At 39.5% G+C, this 26,116-nt stretch carries 21 protein-coding genes; 12 read left to right on the top strand and 9 right to left on the bottom strand.

Going from position 1 to position 26,116, the window contains the following annotated elements:
• Nucleotides 1–17: 17 nt before the first annotated feature.
• Nucleotides 18–2,600 (top strand): DUF3857 domain-containing protein, encoded by a 2,583-nt coding sequence (locus MED217_RS01980; RefSeq protein WP_009778797.1) that lies wholly within the window; start codon nt 18–20, stop codon nt 2,598–2,600.
• A 75-nt stretch (nt 2,601–2,675) separates the two neighbouring features.
• On the opposite strand, the gene MED217_RS01975 is transcribed toward MED217_RS01980, so the two are convergent.
• The 4 genes from MED217_RS01975 to MED217_RS01960 all read right to left on the bottom strand — a co-directional run bounded on the left by MED217_RS01975 (nt 2,676) and on the right by MED217_RS01960 (nt 7,555).
• The gene (locus MED217_RS01975) at nt 2,676–5,375 is read right to left on the bottom strand and encodes a carboxypeptidase-like regulatory domain-containing protein (protein ID WP_009778796.1); all 2,700 of its coding nucleotides are present in this window, start codon (nt 5,373–5,375) and stop codon (nt 2,676–2,678) included.
• A gap of 46 nt (nt 5,376–5,421) precedes the next feature.
• The gene (locus MED217_RS01970) at nt 5,422–6,258 is read right to left on the bottom strand and encodes a GLPGLI family protein (RefSeq protein WP_009778795.1); all 837 of its coding nucleotides are present in this window, start codon (nt 6,256–6,258) and stop codon (nt 5,422–5,424) included.
• A 64-nt stretch (nt 6,259–6,322) separates the two neighbouring features.
• The gene (locus MED217_RS01965) at nt 6,323–7,144 is read right to left on the bottom strand and encodes a GLPGLI family protein (protein WP_009778794.1); all 822 of its coding nucleotides are present in this window, start codon (nt 7,142–7,144) and stop codon (nt 6,323–6,325) included.
• Between the two features lie 21 nt (nt 7,145–7,165).
• Nucleotides 7,166–7,555, bottom strand: coding sequence for a hypothetical protein (locus MED217_RS01960; protein WP_009778793.1), 390 nt, complete (start codon nt 7,553–7,555; stop codon nt 7,166–7,168).
• A gap of 119 nt (nt 7,556–7,674) precedes the next feature.
• Between MED217_RS01960 and MED217_RS01955 the strand changes: the two genes are divergently transcribed.
• From MED217_RS01955 to MED217_RS01925, 8 genes are all read left to right on the top strand, one after another.
• The gene (locus MED217_RS01955; RefSeq protein ID WP_009778792.1) at nt 7,675–9,162 is read left to right on the top strand and encodes a sensor histidine kinase; all 1,488 of its coding nucleotides are present in this window, start codon (nt 7,675–7,677) and stop codon (nt 9,160–9,162) included.
• Entirely contained in the window at nt 9,155–9,838 is a 684-nt protein-coding gene (locus MED217_RS01950; protein WP_009778791.1) for a response regulator transcription factor, read from the top strand. Before MED217_RS01955 ends, MED217_RS01950 begins: the two co-directional genes overlap by 8 nt.
• A 48-nt stretch (nt 9,839–9,886) precedes the next feature.
• Nucleotides 9,887–10,042 (top strand): winged helix-turn-helix domain-containing protein, encoded by a 156-nt coding sequence (locus tag MED217_RS18690; protein ID WP_394330433.1) that lies wholly within the window; start codon nt 9,887–9,889, stop codon nt 10,040–10,042.
• A 51-nt stretch (nt 10,043–10,093) separates the two neighbouring features.
• Nucleotides 10,094–10,888, top strand: coding sequence for a hypothetical protein (locus tag MED217_RS01945; protein WP_009778790.1), 795 nt, complete (start codon nt 10,094–10,096; stop codon nt 10,886–10,888).
• Between the two features lie 4 nt (nt 10,889–10,892).
• Nucleotides 10,893–11,507, top strand: a complete 615-nt coding sequence (locus MED217_RS01940; protein ID WP_009778789.1) for a deoxynucleoside kinase — start codon at nt 10,893–10,895, stop codon at nt 11,505–11,507.
• Nucleotides 11,508–11,669: 162 nt separating this feature from the next.
• Nucleotides 11,670–13,493, top strand: a complete 1,824-nt coding sequence (locus tag MED217_RS01935) for a peptidase MATCAP family protein (RefSeq protein WP_009778788.1) — start codon at nt 11,670–11,672, stop codon at nt 13,491–13,493.
• A gap of 2 nt (nt 13,494–13,495) precedes the next feature.
• The gene (locus MED217_RS01930; RefSeq protein ID WP_009778787.1) at nt 13,496–14,548 is read left to right on the top strand and encodes an ATP-grasp domain-containing protein; all 1,053 of its coding nucleotides are present in this window, start codon (nt 13,496–13,498) and stop codon (nt 14,546–14,548) included.
• A gap of 9 nt (nt 14,549–14,557) precedes the next feature.
• A complete protein-coding gene (locus MED217_RS01925) occupies nt 14,558–15,460 on the top strand; it encodes a M14 family metallopeptidase (protein ID WP_009778786.1) in 903 nt (300 codons plus the stop codon).
• Nucleotides 15,461–15,463: 3 nt separating this feature from the next.
• Here the strand turns inward: MED217_RS01925 and MED217_RS01920 are convergent, their stop codons facing one another.
• The 5 genes from MED217_RS01920 to MED217_RS01900 form a co-directional block, all read right to left on the bottom strand.
• Nucleotides 15,464–16,492 (bottom strand): App1 family protein phosphatidate phosphatase, encoded by a 1,029-nt coding sequence (locus MED217_RS01920; RefSeq protein WP_009778785.1) that lies wholly within the window; start codon nt 16,490–16,492, stop codon nt 15,464–15,466.
• Nucleotides 16,493–16,560: 68 nt separating this feature from the next.
• Complete coding sequence (locus MED217_RS01915) at nt 16,561–18,951, bottom strand: sodium-translocating pyrophosphatase (protein WP_009778784.1); 2,391 nt, start codon at nt 18,949–18,951, stop codon at nt 16,561–16,563.
• Nucleotides 18,952–19,089: 138 nt separating this feature from the next.
• Nucleotides 19,090–19,617 (bottom strand): inorganic diphosphatase, encoded by a 528-nt coding sequence (locus tag MED217_RS01910; protein ID WP_009778783.1) that lies wholly within the window; start codon nt 19,615–19,617, stop codon nt 19,090–19,092.
• 171 nt (nt 19,618–19,788) lie between these two features.
• Nucleotides 19,789–22,281, bottom strand: a complete 2,493-nt coding sequence (locus MED217_RS01905; protein ID WP_040532520.1) for a DUF5686 family protein — start codon at nt 22,279–22,281, stop codon at nt 19,789–19,791.
• A 171-nt stretch (nt 22,282–22,452) separates the two neighbouring features.
• The gene (locus tag MED217_RS01900; protein ID WP_040532517.1) at nt 22,453–23,430 is read right to left on the bottom strand and encodes a pyruvate dehydrogenase complex E1 component subunit beta; all 978 of its coding nucleotides are present in this window, start codon (nt 23,428–23,430) and stop codon (nt 22,453–22,455) included.
• A 196-nt stretch (nt 23,431–23,626) separates the two neighbouring features.
• Here MED217_RS01900 and MED217_RS01895 point away from each other — a divergent pair, with 196 nt between their 5' ends.
• The 3 genes from MED217_RS01895 (at nt 23,627) to MED217_RS01885 (ending at nt 26,116) form a co-directional block, all read left to right on the top strand.
• Nucleotides 23,627–24,373: an electron transfer flavoprotein subunit beta/FixA family protein gene (locus MED217_RS01895; protein ID WP_009778780.1), complete on the top strand. Its 747-nt coding sequence runs from the start codon at nt 23,627–23,629 to the stop codon at nt 24,371–24,373.
• A 59-nt stretch (nt 24,374–24,432) separates the two neighbouring features.
• Nucleotides 24,433–25,401, top strand: a complete 969-nt coding sequence (locus tag MED217_RS01890) for an electron transfer flavoprotein subunit alpha/FixB family protein (RefSeq protein WP_009778779.1) — start codon at nt 24,433–24,435, stop codon at nt 25,399–25,401.
• An 85-nt stretch (nt 25,402–25,486) separates the two neighbouring features.
• On the top strand, nt 25,487–26,116 hold the full coding sequence (locus MED217_RS01885) for a bifunctional nuclease family protein (RefSeq protein ID WP_009778778.1): 630 nt from the start codon (nt 25,487–25,489) through the stop codon (nt 26,114–26,116).

Below are 26,116 nucleotides of genomic sequence, written 5' to 3'. Positions count from 1 at the left end.
TAATTCAATATTAGATTATGCTTAAACAATTACTTGTTAGGTTCTTATTTTTTCTTTCCTTTTTCCAAATTACTGCACAAAATTTTTATCAAAAAGCTACACCTGATTGGGTAGCACCTATTACACCAGACTATTCTGCTACGGCTAACGGTCAAGAATCATCAGGGTTTTATTACCTACTTCTCGATGATCAATATCACGCAGGCGAAGAGGCTTATTATGAAAGATACGCCTATAAAATCACTGCAAAAGCAGGGATACAAGAAATGAGTGACATCTCTATAGAGTTTGATCCCGAATATCAACGAGTTATAGTTCATAAGCTCAATGTCATACGTAATGGTAAAATCATCAATAAGCTTATCATAGATGACTTTAAGATTATTCAAAGGGAAGAAGATCTTGAACGCCACCTTTATAATGGTCGTGTTACTGCCATAAATCATCTCTATGACATACGAGAAGGAGATATAATCGACTATGCATACACCACAATAGGCCGCAACCCAATACACAAAGGTAATTTTGGGACTACATTTTACTTGCAACATACAGTACCTATTGCTCAAATTCACTTAGCCATTTTTAAACCCAAAGATTATTTTTTGGATTATAAAACTAAAAATGGCGCTCCACAGCCAAAGATCAATCAAATTAAGGATCATACTCGATATAGCTGGTCTGCAACCAATACTGAAGCTATTTTATATGAATCTAATACACCTATATGGTATTTTCCTGCAGCAACAGTTGAGTTATCTACCTTTAAAAGCTGGGCGGCTGTTGCAAAGCACTACAATAGTTTTTATAAAATTTCTTCGCAAGAACGTTCTAACATTAAAAGAGAAGCAAATCACTTAATTAAGGATGCTCAAACTAGATCTGATAGCCTAACAGCTTTAATCCGATTTGTGCAGGATGATATTCGTTATTTAGGGTTTGAGAATGGCCTCAATTCATTTAAACCAAGTAAACCCATTGAAGTTCTCAAACGGCGTTTTGGTGATTGTAAAGACAAAGCCCTTTTGTTATCAACATTATTGCAGAGCTATGGCATAGCCGCTAATCCCATTTTAGTCAACAGCACTTATGGAAAAAATATTGATGAAAAATTACCTTCGCCCTTTGCATTTGATCACTGCATAGTACAATACAAAACTGAACAAGGTAAGTACGCTTATATTGACCCTACTATAAGTGATCAAGGAGGCGATCTACAAACCATCTATTATCCAAACTATTACTATGGCTTAGTATTAGACGAAAGCACAACAACCCTCACTAAACTAGAAAAAGCTAAAAAACCTAAAACCTCACTTATCGAAACATTCTCCCTAGACCAAATAGGAGGCGGCGCAGTACTCGATATAGAAACCGTTTATTATGGGGGCGATGCTGATGATATGCGCCCTTATCTATCTACGAATAGCACGGCATCGATACAGAAAGATTACACCGAATTTTACAGTAAACTCTATCCCAATATTAAAGTAAATAAAGAAGTAGAAATCTTTGACGATCGTAAAAACAATATGATTAAGGTTGTCGAAAACTACAAAATAGATAGCCTATGGCAACCCTTACTAGATAACGAACAAATTATTTCTACGAGCTTTTATCCATCAACTCTCGAGAATATGCTCTATCCGGTGACTACATCAAATCGTACAATGCCTTATCTAGTTAATGAAACAGCCAATTTTGAGCACAAGACAAAAGTCTATTTTCCAGAATCTTGGAATATTAAAAATGAATCTTTTAATATACACAACCCAGGTTTCAGTTATTCTTATGATATAAAATATAAAAATGCTGCTTTAGAGATCATTCATAACTACGAGGGTAAAAAAGACTATCTAGAACCTAATCAAGTCTCAAAATACCTTGAAGCCCATAAAAAGATTCAAAATCAAATCAACTATCAACTTACCTATGACCGTTCGGCCTTAGACTTATCAAAAGTTGCCAATGCAGGGTACACTTTAACAATTTCAATAATAATTTTCGGAATTCTATTAAGTGCTATTGTATGCTGGTTTCTATTTAGCACTTATGATGTGCCCTGCAATGTAAAGGAACGCTGGCATCAACCTATTGGTGGATGGGTCGCCTTTTTTGGCATAGGAATAGTGCTTACACCAATAATTTTGCTAAGTACTTTAATTTTTAATCAGGACCTACATTTAACTTCATCCGAATGGGAATTACTATTCTCTAATAATTTGGGTTATGGAATACTTGGAGTTTTGGAAGTTCTTTATAATTCTATCTATTTTGTTTTCTCCCTTTTTGTAGCTATTCTCTTTTTTAAGAAGCGCAGTATTGCTCCACGCATGATCATAATTATGAATACCGTTGCAATAATATTCTTTGCTATAGACAGCCTCCTTATTTTAGAATTCAATGAAGAATTAGCTACTGCCCCTGCTAAACAGCAAGCTTTTCTTGAAATAGGCGTTAATGCAGTAAGAGGCTTGATTGTAATCTTATATTTTTCACTTTCAGAAAGGGTAAAACACACTTTTGTAAAAACGCTTCATCAACAAGAAAACAAACAAGAATTTGTTAACGTCTCTGAGCCAGAAATGAGTTCTTCTTAAGTAAGATTAAACTAAAAACCCGAAGCCTTACAGCTTCGGGTTTTGTTTTAAACACAATAAACAAAATAGCTTCCGCTATAAATTATACTTAACAGAAAACATCACAATACGCGGCATCACAAAATACTCTGTAGTAGTACTGAAGGTTTCATTAAAACTGTCATTATTTAAAGAATCTACATTGAATAAGTTGGTTCCATCCAATCTAAATTCCCATTTACTTTCCGGTTTTTGATAGCGTAAGCTGGCCTCAAAAAAGGAATATTCGTTTTGCACCGTATCATCTTTGTCCTGATAATTGTAATAACTCCAATCTGCAGTAAACGTAAATCCGTTTAAGAATTTCACATCCATATTGGCAAACGGGCGGTCTGTGTAGAACACGCGATCGCTGTTTCCGTTTTGATAATTATTGATGCTTCGGTTATAACCTACTTCAAAATTGGGTGCGTTTTTAAAATTGGTTTCCACGCTTCCTTGATAATTCTGTGTGAAGTTTTGTGAAAGAGTAGGCTGTGCATTGATGATGTTATTCAATTCGCTGTACGAAACATTCGCACTCAAGTTGGCCTTCCACTTTCTAAAGGTTTTTTGAAAACGCCCGTTAGCACTCAACACCTCATCTACAAAATTGCTATTGATAGGCGACGAAGCCTGGTTGATCTGGTCTATCGCGGTGCTCGTTTTGATCGCATCTACACGCTTGGTGTAACTCAAGCCCCCATTTAGATTGGTGAAGTTGAACATATTAAAATTGAAATAATTCAACCGAGCGGTATGAAAGATCGCATTCTCAATATTTCGGTTACCGCGAAACATCTGATTGTAGTTGTTAAACACATAACCTTCAGCAAAATTATTGACATCTGTATAATCTGCAGTCATCTGATAGTTGAGGCGCAAACTTTCGCTCTGCTTAAACTCGGCGATCGCATAAAGATCGGGTAACAGTTTCCACTCATTCTCGCTGGTTTCAATCCCTAATTGCTCAGAAGCTACATTGTAGTTGTGCAAAGTCACTCCTGGTGTAAAGGTGAAAATCCCGGTTTTAAACTTGTAGTGTGCTCCTAAAAACACATCGCTAAAGCGATAGACAACATCGTTATTCAAGCTTTCATCGGTGAACTCATTTTGATTCCCGTTATCAAGAATCTGAAAGATAGCCGAGTTGAAATCCTGGCGACTTTGGGTAGTTCCTAAAGTTAGGTTCAGGTTACTTTTGTCGTTAATCACGTAATAATAATCAATCTTACTATCCAGTTTATTGGTCTCGATCATTTTATCCTGATTGATATTGAATCGATCCTGATCGGTATTTAAAGGAAGAATCTGTGCAAAAGGTTGCTGCGTCACGATCGCCTGATAAAACGGATCTTCTTTTTGATACAAATGCTGCACAAAACCGGCAAAAATATTCTTCTCATTCAGCGTGTAATACGCGTTAAGGTTTTGATTTAAACTGAACGGATTGTTGTCTTTATTCTCGTCGATCGGGTTGTTGGTCACGCCATTCTCATCTGTAAAAACAGAGAGTGCATCGGTCATTTCTTCTTGCTGAGATTTTTTTGCAAGCACATCATAATCCAACTGAAGCTTATCACTAGGCTTGTAAATAGCGCTGAATTTTGCCATTCCCAATTGATTACTCTGGTTACTGTTTTGAGTATTTACCTCGGTCGCACCTGTAGCAATATAGTTACGTAAGCTGCGCTGAATAAAATCGGTTGAATTATCACTGAAGAGTAAAAACCCGCTTAAATCCAACGCATCTGAAGCTTCATAACTGAAGTTTGCCGCGCCAAAATTGGTTTTGATCTCGTTAGCTCTATTGTTTTGAGAAACCAAAAATCCGAGTCCGCTGTCTGAAATATTAAACGAAGTCCCGCCACGCGAATTGAAATTTCTGAATCCACCGGTAAAATTGAAGTAATCCCTAAAGGTAAACGGCACATCGCCGGTATTGTTAGAATTCCCGATCAAGTTGATGCTTCCTCTAGGGCTGTAGTAAAACAATTTGGCACTACCCAAATAGCGCGTTTGTTCACCATCTCCGATTCCGCCTTGCAACTCCCCAAACCAAAAATTCTTTTTACCTTCTTTCAGCTTTAGGTTGATCGCGATATTATCTTGATCATTACCCAAACCGCGCATTTGATCTACTTCGTTATAATTTTTAAGCACTTCAACCTTTTTCAAAGCATCTGCAGGAATGTTTTTGGTAGCCAATTTAGAATCGCCGTCAAAAAAGTCTTTCCCCTCGATCATTACTTTAGAAACGGTTTGCCCTTCAACTTCGATCTCACCATCATCGGTCACGGTAACTCCGGGAAGTTTCTTAAGAACATCTCCCAATTTTTGCTCGGTTCCGTTAGTAAAACTATCGGTATTATAAACAATGGTATCGCCACGAACCACGACCGGCATTTCATAAACGATCTCTACATCATCCAACTGATTTTCTGCCGGAAGCAACACAAAGTCTAACGAAATATCGTCGGCTCCGGGTGCAATATCAAGTTCTTGCGTAGTAGGCGCCAGTCCCAAAAAACTCGCTACCAACGAATATTTTGCCCCTGTAGGAAGGTTGAATTGATAACGCCCTTGTGTGTTGGAGATCGCATACGATTCCATCTCTCCGGTATCGGTGCGGGTAGCGATCACATTGGCTAGTTCAAGCGGAGTGCCAATACTGTCTTTGACCACACCGCTTACTTTTATACTCTGAGCAGTCGTAGCAAGACTGAAGAGTAAAAAAAGAACAAAAAGGTTTTTCATAAAATTTTAGTTGTTGGTTGTTTTAATACAGAATGCCGCTGTGGGCTTAGCCTCTACCTCCTGGGCCACGACGTCTGCCATTACCAAAGCGCTCTGCCATTTCTTTAGTTTTCTCGACCACGATCGCCTCATATTCTTCACGAGAGACCTCATCCCCTTTCTTAGGCTTTTCAATCTCGAGACCTTCTTTAGGATTGATCACGATTTTATTACACAAGATCACCGTGCGGCCGGCACTTACTTCAAGTATTAAACCGGGTAGCCCCCAATATTCATCAGGACCTTGACTTACGGGGATTTGCGGCGTGTACCAAGCGGTGATCACTTCTTCCTTTGGCGCTGCAACTGCGGTAGAATCGGCATCTTGATCGCGGCGACGGCGCATAGCTTCAAATGGATTTTCATCTATTTTTCGAACGGCAGTAGCTTTAAACGCTGCATACTGGCCTATCATTTTGCTTTCTTTCTCTAATTTCCAGTCCAGTTTATTCAAGGTGTCTTTTACCAGAAAAGATTTTCCCATCAGGTCATTCTCACGGGCATAGGTATCTTCTGCTATGTTTTTGTAGATTCCGCCTTGTGCAAAACCACCTCCCATAAAACGCATACCACCTCCGGCTCCGGGAGCATCGAGTTTTTCTTCTTCCTCGTAGATAGACTCGTCTTTAGTAAACGTAAGCGTGAAGGTTTTTTCTAAACGGCTTTTCATGCGCTCGGCAAACTGCTTTTTCATTTGCTCGCTCATCTCGCGACCACCAAAGTTTTCAAAATCGAATGAAGTTTTAGAAAAGTAGGTCGCTACTCCTCCATCAAATTGTTGCGCATTAACAACACAGGTGCCAAAGCTTAACGCCAGAACCAGAAATAAAGATTGAAGTTTCATAAGTCAAATAGTTTATCGCTTTTTGACTTCATTGCGCTTCAAAGGTTTAACGGTCTTTAAAATATTATCCGCCTATTTTTATCGTAAAAGTTTGACCATCTTCCCGGTTGCTGCTGTTGCGTTCGATCCACTCTTTCATCTTCTCATCTTGAATGGTTTTCATTTCGGCTTCGCCTACTACTTTACCGTTTTCAGGAGCTTTGATCTCGATTTTTTCTTCGGGATTGAGCACGATCTGACTGCATAAAATTGTTTGATCTCCGTCTTGCACTTCTAAAATTAAGCCCGGCAATCCCCAGTTCATCCCGGGCCCGTGGTTTACCGGGATTTGCGGCGTGTACCACACCGTAACAGTTTTAGTAAACGCTGTATCTACCGTTTTCATAGTCTCTGAAGAAAAGGTTTGTGATACCACGTCTTCGGTGCGCGTGGCTTTAAAACAGGTATAATCACCAATAGATTTTGTTTCCTTTTCCAGTTTCCACTCCGGTTTTGACAAGCTGTCTTTTACCAAAAAGATTTTTCCCAGCACATCTTCCTGACGTTCGTAACGTTGCGCTCCAGTGTTTTTGTAAAGAATGTCCCGACTCTGACTTATTTTGATCTGTATGCCGCTAGAGGATGCAACATCTGGCGTGGCCAGTTTCTCATCCTCTTTATACAAGGACTCATTACGGTTAAAGGTAAGCGTGTAGGTTTTTTCGAATTGCTTTTTTAATTGGGCGGCGATTTGCTCCCGCATCGCATCGGTCATATTCTCACTTTCCATTTTAAGATCGACCTTGCGTCTGCTTTTATACGTCGCAACACCTTGAAAGTCCTGTGCCATTACTGCTTCCGCGAAAGCGAGAAAAAAGACAACGATAGTTAAAAATTTAATGTTCATAACGGTTTGATTTGTGATTGATTACTTATTCCATTGTTCTACAGAAGCAATTATTCTTTGTGTGAGCTTCTTAAGCTTTTCTTTAAGTTCATTTATCTCGTGGGATTTTCCGCTGACGGAAAAGGAAATAGCTTTTGAGCCAACAGCATCTGGCACTGAATCTTTCTCCTTATATTCAACTGAAATCTTAATTTCTTGCTCAGATTCATTTGGTTTAAAAGCAGACAGCATCAAATCCCAGTCTAAATTTTGAAGTTCTTTTATATCATCAGTAGAAACGCTAAGCCCAGTAGCTTGTACAGCCTCTTCATTTGACTTATTAAACTCTATCTTCTTCAATACTACCTCTTCTTTCTGAGCAAATACTGATAGAGAAATTAGGCACAGGCTAAATAAAGTAAGCGTTTTCATAATTCTTGATTTTAAATTCAAAACAAAGATGCGCATCAAAATAAACTAAAAGCGTTAACCACTGTTAACGAGTGTTAACCGAAAAACCAGCTGTCAATTTTTCGCTCTATTTTTGAAATATGCAAAATCGAAAGTATTCCTACCTCATCTATTTTATAGCAGCTGTGATCGCCGTTACACTTGCAATACAGATCTATTGGAATTTTAAAAACTATCAAGCCTCAAGACAGCAACTCATCAACGAAATTCAAACCAGTCTTGATTTTGCGATTGATAATTACTACATCGATTTGGCTGAGAAAAACACAATTGGTCTAGCCTATGAAGGAAATATATTAGAAAATCAAGGTCTGGATACCATTACCAAACGTATTGATATTTCTTCTCAAGGTTTTAAAGGCCTTGATAGCTTGAACCCGCAAGACATTCACGACATCAAAATTTTTAAAGGTATTCAAGCACTTAACATGGACACGCTCGTTTCAGAATTGAGTATCACCTCAGATGAGCGGAGAGATGTTGTAAAATCCTTTTTAAACCCACGTAATACAGACAGTCTTAAAGGCAAATTTGCCTTAGCCAATCGCATTATTATTTCGATAAGTACAGATTCTATCGAAATACCGCAAATGAACAACTACATTCAAGAACAGCTTCATCAGAAAAACTTAGATGTAGATTTTGGATATCGTTTTTTAAACAAAAAAGGACTTGAACAGTCTTATAATCTCTCACAATTAGACACCACAAAGCTAAATGCTGAAGCAAAATCAGGCTACTTACCCAACAAGAGCACATTCACATTATTCTACGACAATATTGAACAGGAAGTTTGGAAACGCAATCTCTTAGGGATATTGCTGTCTGCCTTGTTAATGATTGCTGTCATCGCGTGCCTCCTGTTTTTACTTAAGATCATCAACCGCCAAAAACAACTTGCCGAAGTTAAAAACGACCTCATCAGCAACATTACACACGAGTTCAAAACGCCTATCGCGACCATAAGTGTCGCCCTCGAGGGAATCAAAAATTTCAATCGTGAAAATGATCCAATTAAAACGGGTAATTATGTAAATACCTCCACCGCCCAACTCGACAAACTCACTATGATGGTCGAAAAACTTTTAGAAACCGCAACCTTAGACGGTGACGATCTTGCACTTAACAAGGAAGAAATCAACCTAAACGAGATCCTGGAAAATTTGGTTCAAAAGCATCAAACCCTTGCGCCTGAAAAAAGCATTCGTTTTACAGCGTTACGAGAAAACAATTGGATTTTGGGTGATGCTTTTCATCTGGATAACGCCTTGAACAATTTACTGGATAATGCCGTAAAATATGGCGGAGATACCATCGAAGTCACCCTGAATTCCCGCAACGGATCATACAGCATTCTGGTTTCAGATTCTGGTACTTCGCTAAGCAAAGCTGAAGCAAAACAAATCTTTGAGAAGTTCTATCGTGTTCCTAAAGGGAATACGCACGACGTGAAAGGCTTCGGGATCGGACTCTATTACACTCAGAAAATAATTGAAAAACATGGCGGAAGCATCGATGTTTCTGTAACTTCTCAAACCACTTTTAAAATCGAATTGCCCAATGCCTAATACAACTCATTTACTTTTAGCCGAAGACGAAGCTGCACTGGGACAAATCGTAAAAGAGAGTCTGGAAACGCGCAAATTCACAGTAGACCTTGCCGAAGATGGAGAAAAAGCGTTAAAACTTTTTGAGCAAAAAAGCTATGACGCGTTAGTACTCGATGTGATGATGCCCAAGAAAGATGGTTTTACGCTCGCAAAAGAGATCCGGGCAAAAGATGACAGCATTCCTATTATATTTCTCACAGCAAAATCACAGACCAGCGATGTTGTAGAAGGCTTTAGCATAGGCGGAAATGATTATCTTAAAAAACCCTTCAGTATGGAAGAATTGATCGTGCGCATTCACAATCTGGTCGCGCGTAAAAAACTCCAATCGCAATCTGAAGTGCTAAGCTTAGGTGATTATAAATTTAATTTCCCAAAACAAACTTTACAGTTTCAAGCCGAAGAAGCGATTTTACTAACCCACAGGGAAGCGCATTTGTTATTTCACCTTATTAAAAACAAAAATCAAGTACTCGATCGAAGTCTGATTCTCAACAAACTTTGGAATTCAGACGATTTCTTTGCGGCACGCAGTATGGATGTGTTCATCTCCAAACTGCGTAAAAAACTAGCAAAAGACGAGCATATTCAAATCATAAACGTGCGAGGTTTTGGATATAAACTTACCTATTGAATTCAAAAGTTTGCCTTGGTGGTTGTTTTTCAAAATTTCTAACTTTTTATTGAAATTTTGAAAAACTTTGCGTCTCAAAATATATGCTTCTTTGCGGCACGCAGTATGGATGTTTTTATCTCCAAACTGCGCAAAAAACTAGCAAAAGACGAGCATATTCAAATCATAAACGTGCGAGGTTTTGGGTATAAACTTACATGTTGAATTGCAAGTTATAGCCCTTTCTAAAACGGCTTTATTTTGTATTTTTCAAGAATGCGAAGCCTTATATTTTTTATTTTCTTTTGCGCTTGTACGTTACAGGCTCAAGACAGTCTTGAGGTTTCAGCATCGCCTTTAGACACGGTTATATCGCTTAAAGCAGAAACTTTTATTGGTGTTGATTCGTATAACAATCTCTATTACGTAAATGGTCGCGCGCTTTATAAAAAGAGTCAAGACAAAACCATTCAGTTTAGTGATTTGCGACTGGGTACGATCAGTTCTGTAGATCTTTTAAATCCGTTACGCATCACGGTTTTTTATGCCGAAACGAATACTGCTGTGATTCTTGACAACACCTTGAATGAAATTACCCGAGTTAATTTTAACGCCATCAAAAACTTCAGAAATGTAAGTCATGCTCGCACGGCAAGCGATCGCCGACTCTGGATCTTCAACACCGATTTGCAGCGTCTGGAGCTTTTTGATTATCAAAACAATCGTGTAGTTAGCAATTTTACTCCGCAACCGGATATTGCTTTAGAACTTGCAAGTGATTTTAATACGTGTTGGGTACTTACAGAAGACAACTTATATCACTACAATCAATACGGAAGTTTACTTGAAAAGCTTCCGTCAGGAGCAATTGAAAGCCTTGCTGTATATGATGAAAAGCTCTTGAGCATTCAGAATGAAAAGCTTTATATAAAATCGAAAACCAAGACCTTCTGGCAAGAGGTAAAAAACCTTCCGCAAGGTGCCAAAGCGTTTTATTTGAAAGCAGGAAACCTGTATCTTTACCGTTCTGAATTAATCTCAATCTACAAATTAAAGCTACCTAAATCCTAATCTCATGCACATCGCGATTGCAGGCAATATTGGCGCCGGAAAAACCACACTTACAAAACTTCTAGCAAAGCATTATAACTGGCAACCGCAATTTGAGGATGTAGTAGACAACCCTTATCTTGATGATTTCTACAACGAGATGGAACGCTGGTCTTTTAACCTGCAAGTTTACTTTTTAAACAGCCGATTTAGACAGCTCTTAGAGATTCAGGAAAGTGGTAAAGACATTATTCAAGATCGTACGATTTATGAAGATGCGCACATTTTTGCGCCTAACTTGCACGCGATGGGTTTGCTTACCAATCGTGATTTTCACAACTACGCCTCACTTTTTGAACTTATGGAAAGCGTAGTTCAAGGTCCGGATTTGCTTATCTATTTACGCAGCAGTATTCCTAATCTGGTAGCACAAATTCACAAACGCGGCAGAGAATACGAAAACTCGATTTCTATCGATTATTTAAGCCGACTGAATGAGCGTTATGAGGCCTGGATTCACGACTATAACAAAGGCAACTTGCTTATCATAGATGTAGACAACATCAACTTTGTAGATAATCCTGAAGACCTGGGAGGCATCATCAACAAGATCGATGCTGAGATCAACGGGCTTTTCTAAAAATTCTGATAGCCTATTTCAGCCAACTTCGCTAAGGCGGTGTTAAAGCGCTATCGCATCCTGCCAAAGTTCTCTTAAACCTTGATGCATTCCTACGCAAACGTTTGCTCGCCGTTCTTCTTTCTGCTAATTTGATGCGTCAATTGATGTAGAACGCAAACCATGATTGGTCAAACCGAAGAACTTTTAGCTGATTTAGAACCGGGTAAACGCACGATGAGCGATTTACCACACGGCGGATTTTTGGTGCTTGAACATGATGTCCCCGCTTTACTGATATATCGTAAAAAACCAAACGACAAGGCGACCTTGCGCTTGGCAAGAACAGGCGCTTCTTATCTGATTATTGGTGATTCTCATTTTGAATATTTCCGGGAGTTTATCACCCAACTGACGACTAAAATGGCAGAACGTTTTGGTTCTTTTATTTTGGTCGAACTCTACAAAGGCGAACCGGGAAGTACCGATTTTATCATCAAAGGACCATCTCATAAATTACCGGCATCTCTTGAAACCCTTTCTGAAGAGCTTTCTGCAATAGACAGCCGCAGGTACAATCTGAAGCTAGGCGCAAACATTAAACACACCAAAAACAGACAAAAATCCGGTGATGAAGCCTTGTTTGATCTTGATGATCTTAAAGCTGCCCGCGGGACGCTTTTGGGACTAGAATTGCCTCCGGTATATTGTAATAAAAGCGGTAAAATGTTTCCGCTGTATTTTAGAATGTTCCGAGATAAATTAGCAAAAGCCATTCAGAAAACGATCTATGAATTTATACGTGTACAGACTACTTCAGACATTCATAGTTATCACACCTTGGGGCGTCGCCGAATACATAAAGAAGTTTTAAAAATTGACCGACAGATTACCGAAATTCAATCGAGATATCAATTCTTGTTGTTGGTAGCTCCGGTAAATATTCAGGCATTACGGCACAAATTCTTTAAAACCAATTTTGAAGAAATCGACACCTATCACTATCGCTTGCTTCCGGTAGATCCAGATCTATTAAAGAGAGAGCTTTATAATCTGCGCATAGATGAGATCGATGACCCTTCACTGTCGTATTTATATAACGAAAAGCGGGAAGAGTTAGATAAGGAACTCACCATGCTCAAAGAGCGGGGTTCTAAAAATTTCTTTTACAGCAGCATCAGATTGTATCAAGGGGTTCCCAGAAATGTTTTAGCCGAAGCAAAACTCATTCTAGAGACTATTCCAGAAAATCATGAAGAGCACGCAGACAAAACCATTGATGCGCATCAATTCAAAGAACTTGCTAAGGTAGAATTTGATTACTTCAAAGAGCAAGCACCGCATTTTGAAAGTAGCATTCACATTCGTGAAGATGTAAATATTATTATGGTTTCTAACGGTGAATTGTATTTACCTGCAGATTATAAAATGACCAAAATTGAGGCGCAGGCATTAATTCAGCACGAACTGGGAACACACGCGCTCACGCATTTTAACGGCAGCCAGCAGCCGTTGAGTCAGCTGTCTGCGGGCTTTGCCGATTATGATGCTACACAGGAAGGTATTGCTGTACTTTCAGAATATCTGGGAGGCGGTTTAACCGGTAACCGGTTGAGAATATTAGCCGGTCGCGTAGTTGCCGGCGAAGATTTGATGAACGGTGCCGATTTTAAATCGGTTTTTCATCACCTCTACACCGATTACGGTTTTACTAAAGAGCGCGCCTTCAACATCACCTCAAGAATGTTTCAAGGCGGTGGTTTTCTAAAAGATATTATTTACCTCAAAGGTCTTGTTGAGCTTAGGGATTATCTGGGAAGCGGTGGTGACCTGAAGCCTCTACTCGCGGGGAAATTTGCACTTAAACACGTAGATATCATCAATGATCTTACCCAGCGCGAACTGCTGAGTTCACCAAAAATCATCCCTAGATATTTTAACAACGACAATTTTACAACCAAACTGAACGCCTTTAAAGAAGGCATCACACTATCTAAAATGATCTAATCATGAAAATATGTTTTGTAATAAGCGATGTTGCTACTGAACCGGTAGGGACATCTGTAGTTTTAATGCGGAAAGCGCACCAGCGCGGCCACGAAGTTTACGTTATGAACGTTGGCGGCTTTAATTTTTATCAGGGTGCCCCGATTAAACTTACCTGTAAAAAAATACCTGAAGATCTAAAGTATAAAACACCTCAAGAATTCTGGGAACAGGTTCAAGATGAACAGTTGGCTTGGACCAAAGCCGATTCTTCAAAAATTGATGTGGTATTCCTTAGAAATAATCCTACTGAAGAAACCGATGACAGGCATTGGGCAGAACATTCTGGTATTGCCTTTGGGCGTATGCTTCAAGAGCAAGGCGTTCTCGTCTTGAATGATGCCAATGCCATGTCTAATGCGTTTATAGACAAGCTGTATTTTGAAGAACTGCCTCCTTCTATAAAACCTAAAAGTTTGATCACACGGGACAAAGACGAACTCTTAAAATTCTGGAAAAAGTGTGATAAAAAGATGGTTCTCAAGCCACTTGAAGGTTCGGGAGGGCAGAATGTTTATTTAATCGATGAAGAAAAAAAGAACTTCAATCAGATCGTCACAAGCTTAACGGAACTGGGCTATGTTATCGCACAAGAATTCTTACCAGAAGTGAGCAAGGGTGATGTGCGCATCATTCTGGTAAATGGCCGCATTCTTGAAGAAAAAGGAGAGCTTGCGGTTATACGACGCGTTAATAAAGACAAGGCAGAATTTAGAAGTAACCTGTCTCTGGGTGCCACAGCTAAACCTGCCAAACTTACCAAAGCAATGGAGCGTATCGTAGAGATTACAGCACCTAAATTGATCAAAGATGGCTTCTTCTTTGTAGGTCTAGATGTAGTAGACGATAAACTCATTGAAATCAATGTACTAAGCCCCGGAGGACTGGATTATTGTGAAGCCATAGGTTTACCAGAATTTACAGATCCTGTGATCGAAGCGATCGAGCGAAAAGTAGCTTACAAGGAGCATTACAATCACGGTTTTTCAAATCGTGAATTAGCTTCTATGCATTAAACTGAAATTATGTCTTTAGAAAAAAAATATCCCAGAATTTTGGGCCAATATACATGTAACAAACCCGGACCATTACTTTTTATAAGTGGTGGTGTTCACGGTAATGAACCCAGCGGTGTTCAAGCTTTGCAAAAAGTGTTTGCCCAATTAGAATTAGAACAACCAAACATAAAAGGTACAGTAGTAGCTGTTTCAGGAAATCATAAAGCATTACAGGAAGATGTGCGCTTTATTGATGAGGACCTCAACCGAACCTGGACGGAAGAAAACATAACAAGCAAAAAACAAGACACTCACGAGAAGAAAGAAATGTTCTCGATCATCGAAGTTTTAGAACAGTTTCCGGAAGCTGATTTTGAAAAACGCTATTTTCTCGATTGCCACACCACCTCCTCTGCCAGTAAACCTTATATTTCGGTACAAGAAGTTAACGATAATGACGCTTGGGCACACCGCTTCCCGCCTTATATTATAAGAGGCTTTTCAGACATTGTTTATGGTTGTATCGATCATTATTTGAGCCGAATTGGCGTCACCGGTTTTGTTTTTGAAGGCGGTCAACATACCAGCCCCGATGCGGTAAAACATCACGAGGGAATGATCTGGCTTGCTTTGTCAAAGGCATGTGATTTAGATCTAAACGGTTTAAAACATTATCCCGAAGCAGCTAGTTATATGGAAGCCATGCGTGATAAGCAAAAAACCTTTGAGATCGAATATCGACACGAAATTAAAGACGGAGATTCGTTTAAAATGGAATCCGGTTATGAGAACTTTCAGCCTATTAAAAAAGGAGAACTTCTAGCCAAACACAATGGCTCTGAAATTAGAAGTGAATGGGATGCTTTTATTTTTATGCCACTGTATCAGGATCAAGGTAATGATGGTTTCTTTGTGGTACGCGAAGTCTAAGTCTTATTTAATAAGTTCTAAATCTCTGGCGTGTTCTAAAGCTGCAGTACTGTCTTTTACCAATAGTGCTGGCGTTACTTCAAAACGCTCAAGTAAGCCACGTACGCGAAATGCCCGTTTCTCGTGGTTTACACTGCGTAAATAAATCGCTTTAATACGCTCAGGAAACTCTTCGGCAATTTCAATATAGATATCGGCATCGTGTTCACCACTATCGCCAATAAGTACAAATTGTAAATCTGGATAGGTCTTTAAAATATTACGAATTTCACGCTGCTTGTGTGGCTTTTCAGGTTTTGGAGTTCGATCAAAAGGGGTCCTGAAATCCCTTAAAAGAATCGCTCCTTTGGGAAAGTTATTATGTTTGATGAAGGCTTGCAGGTAATGGTATAAATTCCACGGACTATTACTTACATAAAACATCGGGTTGGCGGCGGTTCCACTGCGTCCCAAATGCAATTTGTTATAAAACGAAGATGCTCCTTTAAAAGGCGTTCGATTACCAACATTGGTAAACAATGTATTAAAAATCACCCGCCATTTTAAGATTGAAGTAACTCCTGTTTTTAAGATCGTATCATCAATATCGCTAATAACGCCATATTCTGCTTTTTTTGAAGGAATCAACATTTGCCCAGAAAAGCGATTGTTGTTTTTAATGAAACGTTTTTGATTGGCATCGTCATAACCCAACTCGAGCTGCAACCAACCTTCCTCGTTTGTTAATGCTCCAAGATTTTCTACGCGTTTATCGATCTTAAAATAGCCTTCTTTATCTGTCACCGCATAAAACACCCGATCATCTGGCAACCTAATTTTAAGTTTAGCATCGGCCAGTTCATCACTTTTAAATTGTTTGTATGCATTTTTAAAAGCACTGGCAAAACCTGTTTTATCAAGATCAACTCCTTCATCCTCGAGGGCTCGCCCCATCATATACAAATGATTTGAGGTACCATAGGTCTGGTACCCGTGAATTTGTAACGGATCTTTAGGGTGTAATCTTAATTTTTGTAGAACGTCCTTCAGCATATCTTTAAATTAGAAAATCCCGATGAAGTCACCGGGATTTTAAATGATAAAGTTGTCTTAAGGATACGTTATTCTTTTTCTTCAAACTTCACCTCCTTGATGACATGTTTTTCTTCAGCATTTTCAGAAGCATTATACTTTTCAAGTTCTTGTTTAACTTCTGCTTCAGTGCCTTCTAAACGCTTTTCAGTAACCTGAATTTTTCCATCTACAGTGGTGGTTTCGGTAACCAGAGCGCTGAAAAGTCCGTTAGACTCCTCTTGCATTTGCACTTCAAGCTTTATTTCTTGATTTGTAGCCAAACCTTCAGAATGACCTCCTAAAATCGGAGCAATCACAAGACCCACCAGACACGTAAGTTTGATCAGAATATTCATAGAAGGTCCTGAAGTATCTTTGAATGGATCTCCCACGGTGTCTCCGGTAACAGCTGCTTTGTGTGCATCGCTTCCCTTATATTCTACTTTTCCGTTAATTTCAACACCGGCTTCAAAAGACTTCTTTGCATTGTCCCAGGCACCCCCGGCATTATTCTGAAAGATCGCCCACATCACACCAGAAACACAAACACCAGCCATATATCCGCCAAGAGGTTCAGCGCCAAAAAGAAGACCGATGATGATGGGTACAATTATGGTGATCAATCCCGGCAGAATCATTTCACGTAAGGCCGCCTGAGTAGAAATCGCGACACATTTACCGTATTCTGGTTTACCGGTTCCTTCTAAAATTCCGGGAATTTCTTTAAACTGACGACGGACTTCCTGCACCATTTGCATGGCAGCTTTCCCCACCGATTGCATGGCTAATGCTGAAAAGATCACGGGGATCATTCCGCCCACAAAAAGCGCAGCAAGCACATCTGCTTTAAAAATATTGATTCCGTCAATTCCTGTAAATGTCACATAAGCCGCAAAAAGGGCCAAAGCCGTCAAAGCTGCTGAAGCAATCGCAAAACCTTTACCCACCGCAGCCGTTGTATTCCCAACAGAATCTAAAATATCGGTACGTTCGCGAACGTGATCTTCGAGTTCGCTCATTTCGGCAACACCTCCTGCATTATCTGCGATGGGGCCAAAAGCGTCTATCGCCAGCTGCATCGCGGTGGTTGCCATCATTGCCGAAGCAGCAAGCGCTACACCATAAAACCCTGCCAGTTCATACGAACCGTAGATCGCCGCAGCAAATAACAAAACCGAAAGAAACGTTGATTTCATTCCTACTGCGAGACCTGCGATAATATTGGTCGCTGCCCCGGTTGAAGAGTTCTTCACAATATCCAGCACAGGACCTTTTCCTAAACTTGTATAGTGTGCGGTCACAACAGAAATAAGCGCTCCCACCGCAAGACCAATACAAGCCGACCAGAACACATTTATAGAAGCGATGTCTTTATAGCCTTCTCCAAAAAATTGCATCGACATCACCTCGGGCAGCATCCAGTCGATGAGAAAATAACTCGCTATCAAAGTTAAAATGATCGCCACCCAATTCCCCATATCCAGGGCTTTTTGCACCTGAGACTCTTTGGCTTCATTACTTTTAATACTCACTAAAAAAGTCCCGATGATCGAAGCTAAAATACCAACCCCAGCAATAACCACAGGCAGCAAAATAGGTCCCATATTGTTAAACGCATCGGTAAATTGAGCTCCTTGAGACATATCTTGTACGAGGTAATTCCCCAGCACCATAGCTGCTAATACCGTTGCAACGTAGCTCCCAAAAAGATCAGCACCCATACCGGCAACATCACCCACATTGTCTCCAACATTATCTGCAATCGTCGCGGGATTGCGAGGATCATCTTCAGGAATACCAGCTTCTACTTTCCCCACAAGGTCGGCGCCCACATCGGCGGCTTTAGTGTAAATTCCGCCACCTACGCGCGCAAATAAGGCAATAGATTCCGCTCCCAATGAGAAGCCTGCGAGCGTCTCGAGTACGATGGTCATTTCATTATAAAAATTTCCTCCTTCGGTAAGAAAACTTCCCATCAAAAACAGGAAGATCAAACTGAGTCCAAGAACGGCGAGCCCGGCTACACCGAGTCCCATTACGGTACCGCCACCAAAACTTACTTTGAGGGCATTAGGTAAACTCGTTTTTGCAGCTTCGGCAGTACGTGCATTCGCATCTGTTGCGATACGCATACCGATGTTTCCGGCTAGCGCCGAAAAGAACGCCCCGATGATAAAAGCGGGTACAATTAACCAACTTGTCGTAGCTACAACGTTTGAGATAACATATAAAAGAACAGAAGCAATAACTACAAAAACAAGAAGTAACCTATATTCTGCAGCCAGAAAAGCCAATGCACCTTCTTTAATACTTTTTGAAATGCTTTGCATTTTATCGTTTCCGGCAGGTTGTTTCTTAACCCACGCCATTTTAATGAACATAAAAAGCAAGCCTAATACTGCCAGAACAATTGGCACATAAATAATGTTTGATTCCATAAAAAGTGAATTTATTAAGTCGTACTAATGTATTGAAATTGATATGAATACAATTATATCCTCAAATTACAGAAAATAATCCATAAAAAAAGACTGCTCATTAGCAGTCTTTTAAATAATCTTTATAAACCTTATCAATTAGTCGATACTTACTTCCTCTTTAGGAACATCGCTATTGGTATAACGGTCGATACATTGTTTGATGATCTCTTTGGCTTCATTTACGTCACCAAAACCACCTACATCTACTTTTTTCTTTTCTAGATCTTTATAAACTTGGAAAAAATGACCGATCTCTTTGATCAAATGTGGATTTAATTCGCTTAGATCTGTAATTCTACTTGCAATAGGATCACTTACCGGCACACAGATAATTTTTTCATCTGGACCTTTCTCATCGGTCATATGGAAAACACCAATTGGTTTTACTTCCATAACACAACCCGGGAAAGTAGGCTCTGTAACCAATACCAAAACATCAAGAGGATCACCGTCAAGGGCTAAAGTTTCAGGAATGAACCCATAGTCTGCCGGGTACATCATTGAAGAAAAGATCATACGGTCGTATCTAATTTTCTTCAATTTAAAATCGTACTCATACTTATTACGACTTCCCTTTGGGATTTCAATTAAAACATCAAATGTTGAAATGCTATCTGCTGTCATAGTTGTTCTGGCTTTATATTTTCTATTGCTTTTTAACCTATTTTGGGCAACAAAAATACTCTAAATGTCAAGCTACCACAAGAAAAAGCATTGAAAAGAAGTAAACTACAAAACATATAACGTTTTCGTTTAATAATCTCTAATTTCAGTTAACAAACGAAATTAAATCCCTTAAAATGAAAACTCTAACGCGCCTGTGACTCCAAAACTTCTGGCGTCTGGGGTATCAAGGTAGTTTCCTCTGAAGTTAAAATCGATACGTAAGACTTTTAAAATGTTCCCCACACCAACACTATATTCATAATAAGGCTCTTCATTGGGCGCGATATAATCAATATTGGAAGCATTGATCAATTGGTTTTCTTCAGAAATTGAACCCCAAGCTCCGCGAAAGCCAATGATCTCTCTAAGATTGAGCTTTCTCAAGAATGGAATACGTCCAAAAAGTCGGCCGCCAAAATTATGCTCAAGATGCAAGGTCGCATACGTATCGGTCACAAACTCGTAGTAATTCAACTGCGGAAACGTACCATATATTGAAAATAAGTTTTGGTTCCCGGGAACGACACTCAACAATCCCAACGGCACTTCGCCAAAGGTTTTACCTGCTTCAATCGTTGAACTGAACGTACCCAGACCTCCCATACGCCACGGTTGACGGTAAGAAAACTGTAATTTCTCATAGTCAAAATCACTGTCAAACAAGCCTTCAACCCCTTTGGTATAGCCAAAATAAATCGTAGGAAACCACTCGTTAGTCACCGTGCGTTCTACCCCATAACCCGAAGTATGTTTTCCCGGCTCAAAAATTCCGCTTAAAACCAATTCGGTTTGCTTGATTTGAGATTTGACTTCGGTTTGTGTAAAATCGGTGTAATAATCTAAGTTGAACGTAGGAGAAGCCGATTCTAAGGTTCGATAAGAAATATCAGAACGGACTTTAAAGTTCTTGAAAAACTCTGCTTCGATAGCAAAATTTGCCAATTTAATGCTCGTAAGCTGGTCATTATTCCCCACTGTAACCAACGAGGAAGATGCTAAGTTACGACCTAACACATCTGTTGAAGTGGTTAAACTCGCAGCAATTTGTTCAACATCCTGACGATAACCTCCGGAAACGATCAAACGTGCTTTATGATCAAGTAACACTTTACCCGAAAGTCCAAACTTAAACTTTTTATCTTTAAAACCATAGGCTCCAAAACCTTCTAAACGCCAGGGATCGTTCTGATCAAAATAGGTACGCGCTCCTCCTCGTAACCGCAAGCCTTCAACATCATTAAAACCAAATGCCGAGAATAGTGGTCCAATATCTAAATTGGCTTTATCCCACTCATAATACCCGCTCACCATCGCTGAGCTCACATTGTAAAACGCTTGAAATTTGGGAACTTTCTGTAATGAGTCGAGCATTACATAAACGCCTTTTTCGTCTTTACTTAAAGGCTCCATTCGGTTTTCATCCCAGAAAGAATCAGGTTGTGTGTATACTTGCTCATTGTAGCGCGTTACGCGCTCATCATAAAAGTCTTCCTGCTTTGGTTGATCAAAAACATAGTTATCGTAAAGCGTGGTTCGCTTTCCATAAACGCCGCGACTTCCTTCTTTTTTCCGCAAAGCGAAATCTGATAAAAAGTAATCTCTGGTAATTAAGAAAACTGAATCGTTAAGAACGTCATATTCTTGCTCAATATAGATCTCTTTAACCCAGTTAATATTTGCGCTTTTATTAACCTGAAGATTGATCTCTTTGATCGCCCAAGTGGTGTCATTTACCCAAAAATCACCTTTAAATGTGAGTTCGTTAGAGCGTCTGGGATAATAAATAATGTTATAGCACCACTTATCTTTGATGTACGAACTGTCGGCAAGCACATAATTGTAGGTGTCTATTCCTGTAGTCGACAACGGACTCACAAAGCTTTTATCAAAAAACTTCAGGTAGTTATCATAAATATTAAACTCATTATACAACTCCTGAATAAACGCGATCAAGGTTTGATTGGTGCTAAAACCACTATTTCGGTTTCCTTTTAATTCTTCTTTCTCTTTGTCTAAAATATTATCCCCAAAAACCTCACTACTACGTTCATTGATAAAAATAGGTAAATAGGTTTTTCCGGTTATTCGCGAGGTATCCATCTGGTCAAAGATGAATTCCATCTTATTGAAGATCTTACTATTGATCAACGAACTATCGATCGTGTTTAGATCAAACTCAACCTTCTCATATTTATCGTATGCATATTGGTCAAATTGATTCAATCCGTTCGAGCGTTTATTGGCCCAAATCTTTCGAAGGATATCTATCGCCGGATTATTCTTTTTAGGTTGCTTCCCGCTATACACCACCACCTCGCTAAGACTTTCGGTCTCTTCTTCAAGCGTAATCTCAAGATCATAATTTACGCGCTGCGGAAGCGATACCTCTTTTGCCTTAAACCCAACGAAAGTAACTTTCAAAGCGTCGTAGGTGTTGTCTGACTGCAAATAAAACCTTCCGTCTTCATTGGTGATCGTTCCTTCTGAAGAGCCTGCAAATACAACATTTGCAAAAGGAACGGGGTTGCCTTGAGCGTCAAATACCAAACCACCTGCTTTGGTTTGACCTAAGACAATTATTGGGAAACAAATGAGAAAAAGTAGGAATAGGAATTGCCTCATATAAATAGATAACGATCTTGGCGCTTTAATCTAACTCAAAAACTATTGAATTAGTATTGCTAGAACTGCGTAAACACGGTATTCGTCGCAAATAAAATGACTACTAACAAAAAAAGCTTCATTAGTCAATTATTTGATGACCAATGAAGCTTCAAAGATAGTAGTATCTAGTTATCTGTACAGTACTTTTTTAACCGCTTTAACAACATCATTGCTGTTTGGTATCCATTCTTTTAAAAGAACTGGAGAATACGGTGCAGGAGTATCTGCAGTGTTTATTTTAATAATAGGAGCATCTAGATAATCAAATGCTTTTTCTTGAACCTGGAACGTGATCTCAGTAGATACATTTCCAAAAGGCCAAGCCTCTTCAAGAATCACCAATCTGTTAGTTTTCTTTACAGATTCGATAACCGTATTAATATCTAAAGGTCTTACAGTACGTAAGTCGATGATCTCACAAGAGATTCCGTCTTTTTCTAATTCTTCAGCAGCAGCATAAGCCTCTTTGATGATCTTTCCGAAAGAAACAATAGTTACATCGCTTCCTTCACGCTTCACATCGGCCACACCAATCGGAATTAAATATTCTCCTTCTGGCACTTCTCCTTTATCACCATACATCTGCTCACTTTCCATAAAAATAACCGGATCGTCATCACGTATTGCCGACTTCAATAATCCTTTTGCATCAGCAGGATTTGAAGGTACAATTACTTTAAGACCGGGAGTATTAGCAAACCAGCTCTCAAATGCCTGCGAGTGCGTCGCACCCAACTGACCTGCAGAAGCGGTAGGTCCTCTAAATACAATAGGGCAGTTAAATTGACCACCAGACATCTGACGGATTTTTGCCGCGTTATTTATAATTTGATCTATACCTACAAGCGAAAAGTTGAAGGTCATATACTCTACAATAGGACGGTTACCGTTCATAGCACTACCAATGGCAATACCGGCAAAACCTAATTCTGAAATAGGAGTATCGATTACACGATCTGGACCAAACTCATCAAGCATACCTTTTGACGCTTTGTAAGCCCCATTATATTCTGCAACTTCCTCACCCATAAGATAAATGGCCTCATCACGGCGCATTTCTTCACTCATAGCTTCACAAACCGCTTCCCTAAATTGTATTGTTTTCATAAATAAAAGTGGATGTACGTGTACTGTTAAATCAAGTAAAATCCCCAATTTTGCGGGGACAGCAAAAATAGGAATTAAATCTTCGCTAGGAAATCGGATTTAACTAAATTTTGTTATGCACGCATAGCAAATTTCCGATTTTAATGCTTATTTTCGTAACGAAAACGAAATAGTTCACAAGATAAAAGTTTGATATATGAAAATATTAGTATGCATCAGTCACGTACCTGATACGACTTCTAAAATCAATTTTACAGATAATGACACCAAATTTGACACCAACGGCGTTCAATTTGTGATCAACCCAAATGATGAATTTGGTCTTACCCGCGCAATGTGGTTCAAAGAAAAACAAGGCGCAACCGTAGATATTATAAATGTAGGTGGTCCTGAAACCGAACCTACACTTAGAAAAGCACTTGCTATAGGAGCAGACTCTGCGATTCGCATCAACACTGAAGCACTTGATGGTTTTCAAGTAGCCAAAGAATTGAGCGCAGTTGCAAAAGAAGGAAACTACGACCTGATCATTGCCGGCCGTGAGTCTATTGACTACAATGGAGGAATGGTTCCCGGGATGTTAGCGAGTTTGTTAGGTGCTAGTTTTGTAAACACATGTATAAGTCTTGAAGTTGATGGCGACACAGCTACCGCTGTTCGTGAAATTGACGGAGGTAAAGAAACCGTAACCGCAAAATTACCTTTAGTAGTTGGAGGCCAAAAAGGAATCGTTGAAGAAAGCGATTTACGCATCCCAAATATGCGTGGGATTATGATGGCACGTAAAAAGCCACTTGAAGTAAAAGAACCACAAGGCGCTTCTACCGAGACTAGTGCAGTTTCTTTTGAAAAACCGGCACCTAAGGGAGATGTAAAACTTATCTCTCCAGATAATTTAGATGAGCTGATCGACCTTTTGCATAACGAAGCAAAAGCAATCTAGAGAGCTCCTAAATTCAAGTTTAATTCTTTCGCATACGCGAAAAAACAAAAGCAAAAAATATGTCAGTTTTAGTATATACAGAATCAGAAGAAGGAAAATTTAAAAAGACCGCTTACGAGGTGGTAAGCTATGCGCGTGGTATTGCAGATATGATGAGCACCACCGTTACTGCCGTAGCCGTGAACGCTGAAGAAACCGCATCATTAGGTACTTATGGTGCAGATAAAGTAGTACACATAAAGAGTGATAAACTCAGTAAATTCACAGCTAATGCTTATGCTGCTGCACTAACAGAGGTCGCAAAAAAAGAAGCTTCAAAAGTTGTTGTTTTAAGCAGTAGCGCAAACGCGAAATATTTAGCGCCGCTTCTCGCTGTTGATCTTGAAGCAGGTTACGCATCTAATGTTGTTGCTTTACCAGAAAGCGAAGCTCCATTTAAAGTTAAGCGTACGGCTTTTACCAATAAAGCCTTTAATCATACAGAAATCACCACCGATGTAAAAATCATAGGTTTATCTAAAAACAGTTTCGGTCTTAAAGAAGCTCAAAAAGATGCTACTGAAGAAACTTTTGAGCCGAACCTTGATGATTCACAGTTTAAGGTTGAAGTGCAATCTGTAGATAAAGTAAAAGATAAAGTTACCATCGCCGATGCAGAAATCGTAGTCAGTGGAGGTCGCGGATTAAAAGGACCAGAAAATTGGGGCATGGTTGAAGAAATGGCCGATATTCTTGGCGCTGCAACTGCTTGCTCAAAGCCGGTTTCTGATATGGGCTGGAGACCGCATAGCGAACACGTAGGACAAACCGGTAAACCGGTAGCCTCAAATTTATATATCGCAATTGGTATTTCTGGAGCCATCCAGCATCTTGCAGGAATTAACGCTTCTAAGACCAAAGTGGTTATCAATACAGACCCGGAAGCACCTTTTTTCAAGGCCGCAGATTACGGTATTGTGGGGGATGCTTTCGAAGTTGTACCTAAGCTAAACGAAAAATTAAAAGAGTTTAAGGCGAATAACTCTTAAATTTAGTATTTTCGACCGCTCAAAGGGCTGTTTAAATTTGGATATCTGTCCTCTTTTAAACAGCCTTTTTATATTTTTACAGCTTATGAGTTTAGTGCGTTTGAATATTAAGGGAATATCGTATAGCCAGACACAAAATGGCGCATACGCTTTAATACTAAGTGAAGTTGATGGTGACCGCAAGCTACCCATAGTCATTGGTGCTTTTGAAGCACAATCTATAGCTATTGCTTTAGAAAAAGAAATCAAGCCACCTCGACCTCTTACTCACGATTTGTTTAAAAACTTTGCAGATCGTTTTGACATTCAGGTCAAGCAAGTGATCATCCATAAACTGGTTGACGGTGTTTTTTACAGTAGTATTATTTGTGAGCGTGATAATATCGAAGAGATCATTGATGCCCGTACTAGTGATGCTATTTCTTTAGCCTTGCGTTTTAACGCTCCTATTTTTACCTACAAAAACATTCTGGATAAAGCAGGAATATACCTTAAAGGTACCGAGCAAAATCAGGAAGAGGATGAAGACAATGTAGATGATGTATTTGTAGATCAATTGGTTGTTGAAGAAGAGGAGGAACAAAACACATCAAGCACGAGCGATTACAAAAAACTATCCCTTGGAGAGCTTAATTCACTTTTAGAACAGGCCGTGGCTGCCGAAGATTACGAGGCTGCAGCCAAAATCAGAGACGAAATATCTAAACGCAATTAA

This window comes from Leeuwenhoekiella blandensis MED217 (assembly GCF_000152985.1).
Classification (GTDB): domain Bacteria; phylum Bacteroidota; class Bacteroidia; order Flavobacteriales; family Flavobacteriaceae; genus Leeuwenhoekiella; species Leeuwenhoekiella blandensis.
This window is presented reverse-complemented; position numbering and strand designations above follow the sequence as displayed.

Excerpts from the sequence above, each read along its gene's own strand:
- MED217_RS01935 (WP_009778788.1), top strand. The coding sequence starts at position 11,670 with ATGATTGGTCAAACCGAAGAACTTTTAGCTGATTTAGAACCGGGTAAA.
- MED217_RS01915 (WP_009778784.1), bottom strand. The coding sequence starts at position 18,951 with ATGGAATCAAACATTATTTATGTGCCAATTGTTCTGGCAGTATTAGGC.
- MED217_RS01885 (WP_009778778.1), top strand. The coding sequence starts at position 25,487 with ATGAGTTTAGTGCGTTTGAATATTAAGGGAATATCGTATAGCCAGACA.
- MED217_RS01975 (WP_009778796.1), bottom strand. The coding sequence starts at position 5,375 with ATGAAAAACCTTTTTGTTCTTTTTTTACTCTTCAGTCTTGCTACGACT.
- MED217_RS01925 (WP_009778786.1), top strand. The coding sequence starts at position 14,558 with ATGTCTTTAGAAAAAAAATATCCCAGAATTTTGGGCCAATATACATGT.
- MED217_RS01900 (WP_040532517.1), bottom strand. The coding sequence starts at position 23,430 with ATGAAAACAATACAATTTAGGGAAGCGGTTTGTGAAGCTATGAGTGAA.
- MED217_RS01955 (WP_009778792.1), top strand. The coding sequence starts at position 7,675 with ATGCAAAATCGAAAGTATTCCTACCTCATCTATTTTATAGCAGCTGTG.
- MED217_RS01890 (WP_009778779.1), top strand. The coding sequence starts at position 24,433 with ATGTCAGTTTTAGTATATACAGAATCAGAAGAAGGAAAATTTAAAAAG.
- MED217_RS01950 (WP_009778791.1), top strand. The coding sequence starts at position 9,155 with ATGCCTAATACAACTCATTTACTTTTAGCCGAAGACGAAGCTGCACTG.
- MED217_RS01980 (WP_009778797.1), top strand. The coding sequence starts at position 18 with ATGCTTAAACAATTACTTGTTAGGTTCTTATTTTTTCTTTCCTTTTTC.
- MED217_RS01895 (WP_009778780.1), top strand. The coding sequence starts at position 23,627 with ATGAAAATATTAGTATGCATCAGTCACGTACCTGATACGACTTCTAAA.
- MED217_RS01945 (WP_009778790.1), top strand. The coding sequence starts at position 10,094 with ATGCGAAGCCTTATATTTTTTATTTTCTTTTGCGCTTGTACGTTACAG.
- MED217_RS01930 (WP_009778787.1), top strand. The coding sequence starts at position 13,496 with ATGAAAATATGTTTTGTAATAAGCGATGTTGCTACTGAACCGGTAGGG.
- MED217_RS01970 (WP_009778795.1), bottom strand. The coding sequence starts at position 6,258 with ATGAAACTTCAATCTTTATTTCTGGTTCTGGCGTTAAGCTTTGGCACC.
- MED217_RS01920 (WP_009778785.1), bottom strand. The coding sequence starts at position 16,492 with ATGCTGAAGGACGTTCTACAAAAATTAAGATTACACCCTAAAGATCCG.
- MED217_RS01960 (WP_009778793.1), bottom strand. The coding sequence starts at position 7,555 with ATGAAAACGCTTACTTTATTTAGCCTGTGCCTAATTTCTCTATCAGTA.
- MED217_RS01905 (WP_040532520.1), bottom strand. The coding sequence starts at position 22,281 with ATGAGGCAATTCCTATTCCTACTTTTTCTCATTTGTTTCCCAATAATT.
- MED217_RS01940 (WP_009778789.1), top strand. The coding sequence starts at position 10,893 with ATGCACATCGCGATTGCAGGCAATATTGGCGCCGGAAAAACCACACTT.
- MED217_RS01910 (WP_009778783.1), bottom strand. The coding sequence starts at position 19,617 with ATGACAGCAGATAGCATTTCAACATTTGATGTTTTAATTGAAATCCCA.
- MED217_RS01965 (WP_009778794.1), bottom strand. The coding sequence starts at position 7,144 with ATGAACATTAAATTTTTAACTATCGTTGTCTTTTTTCTCGCTTTCGCG.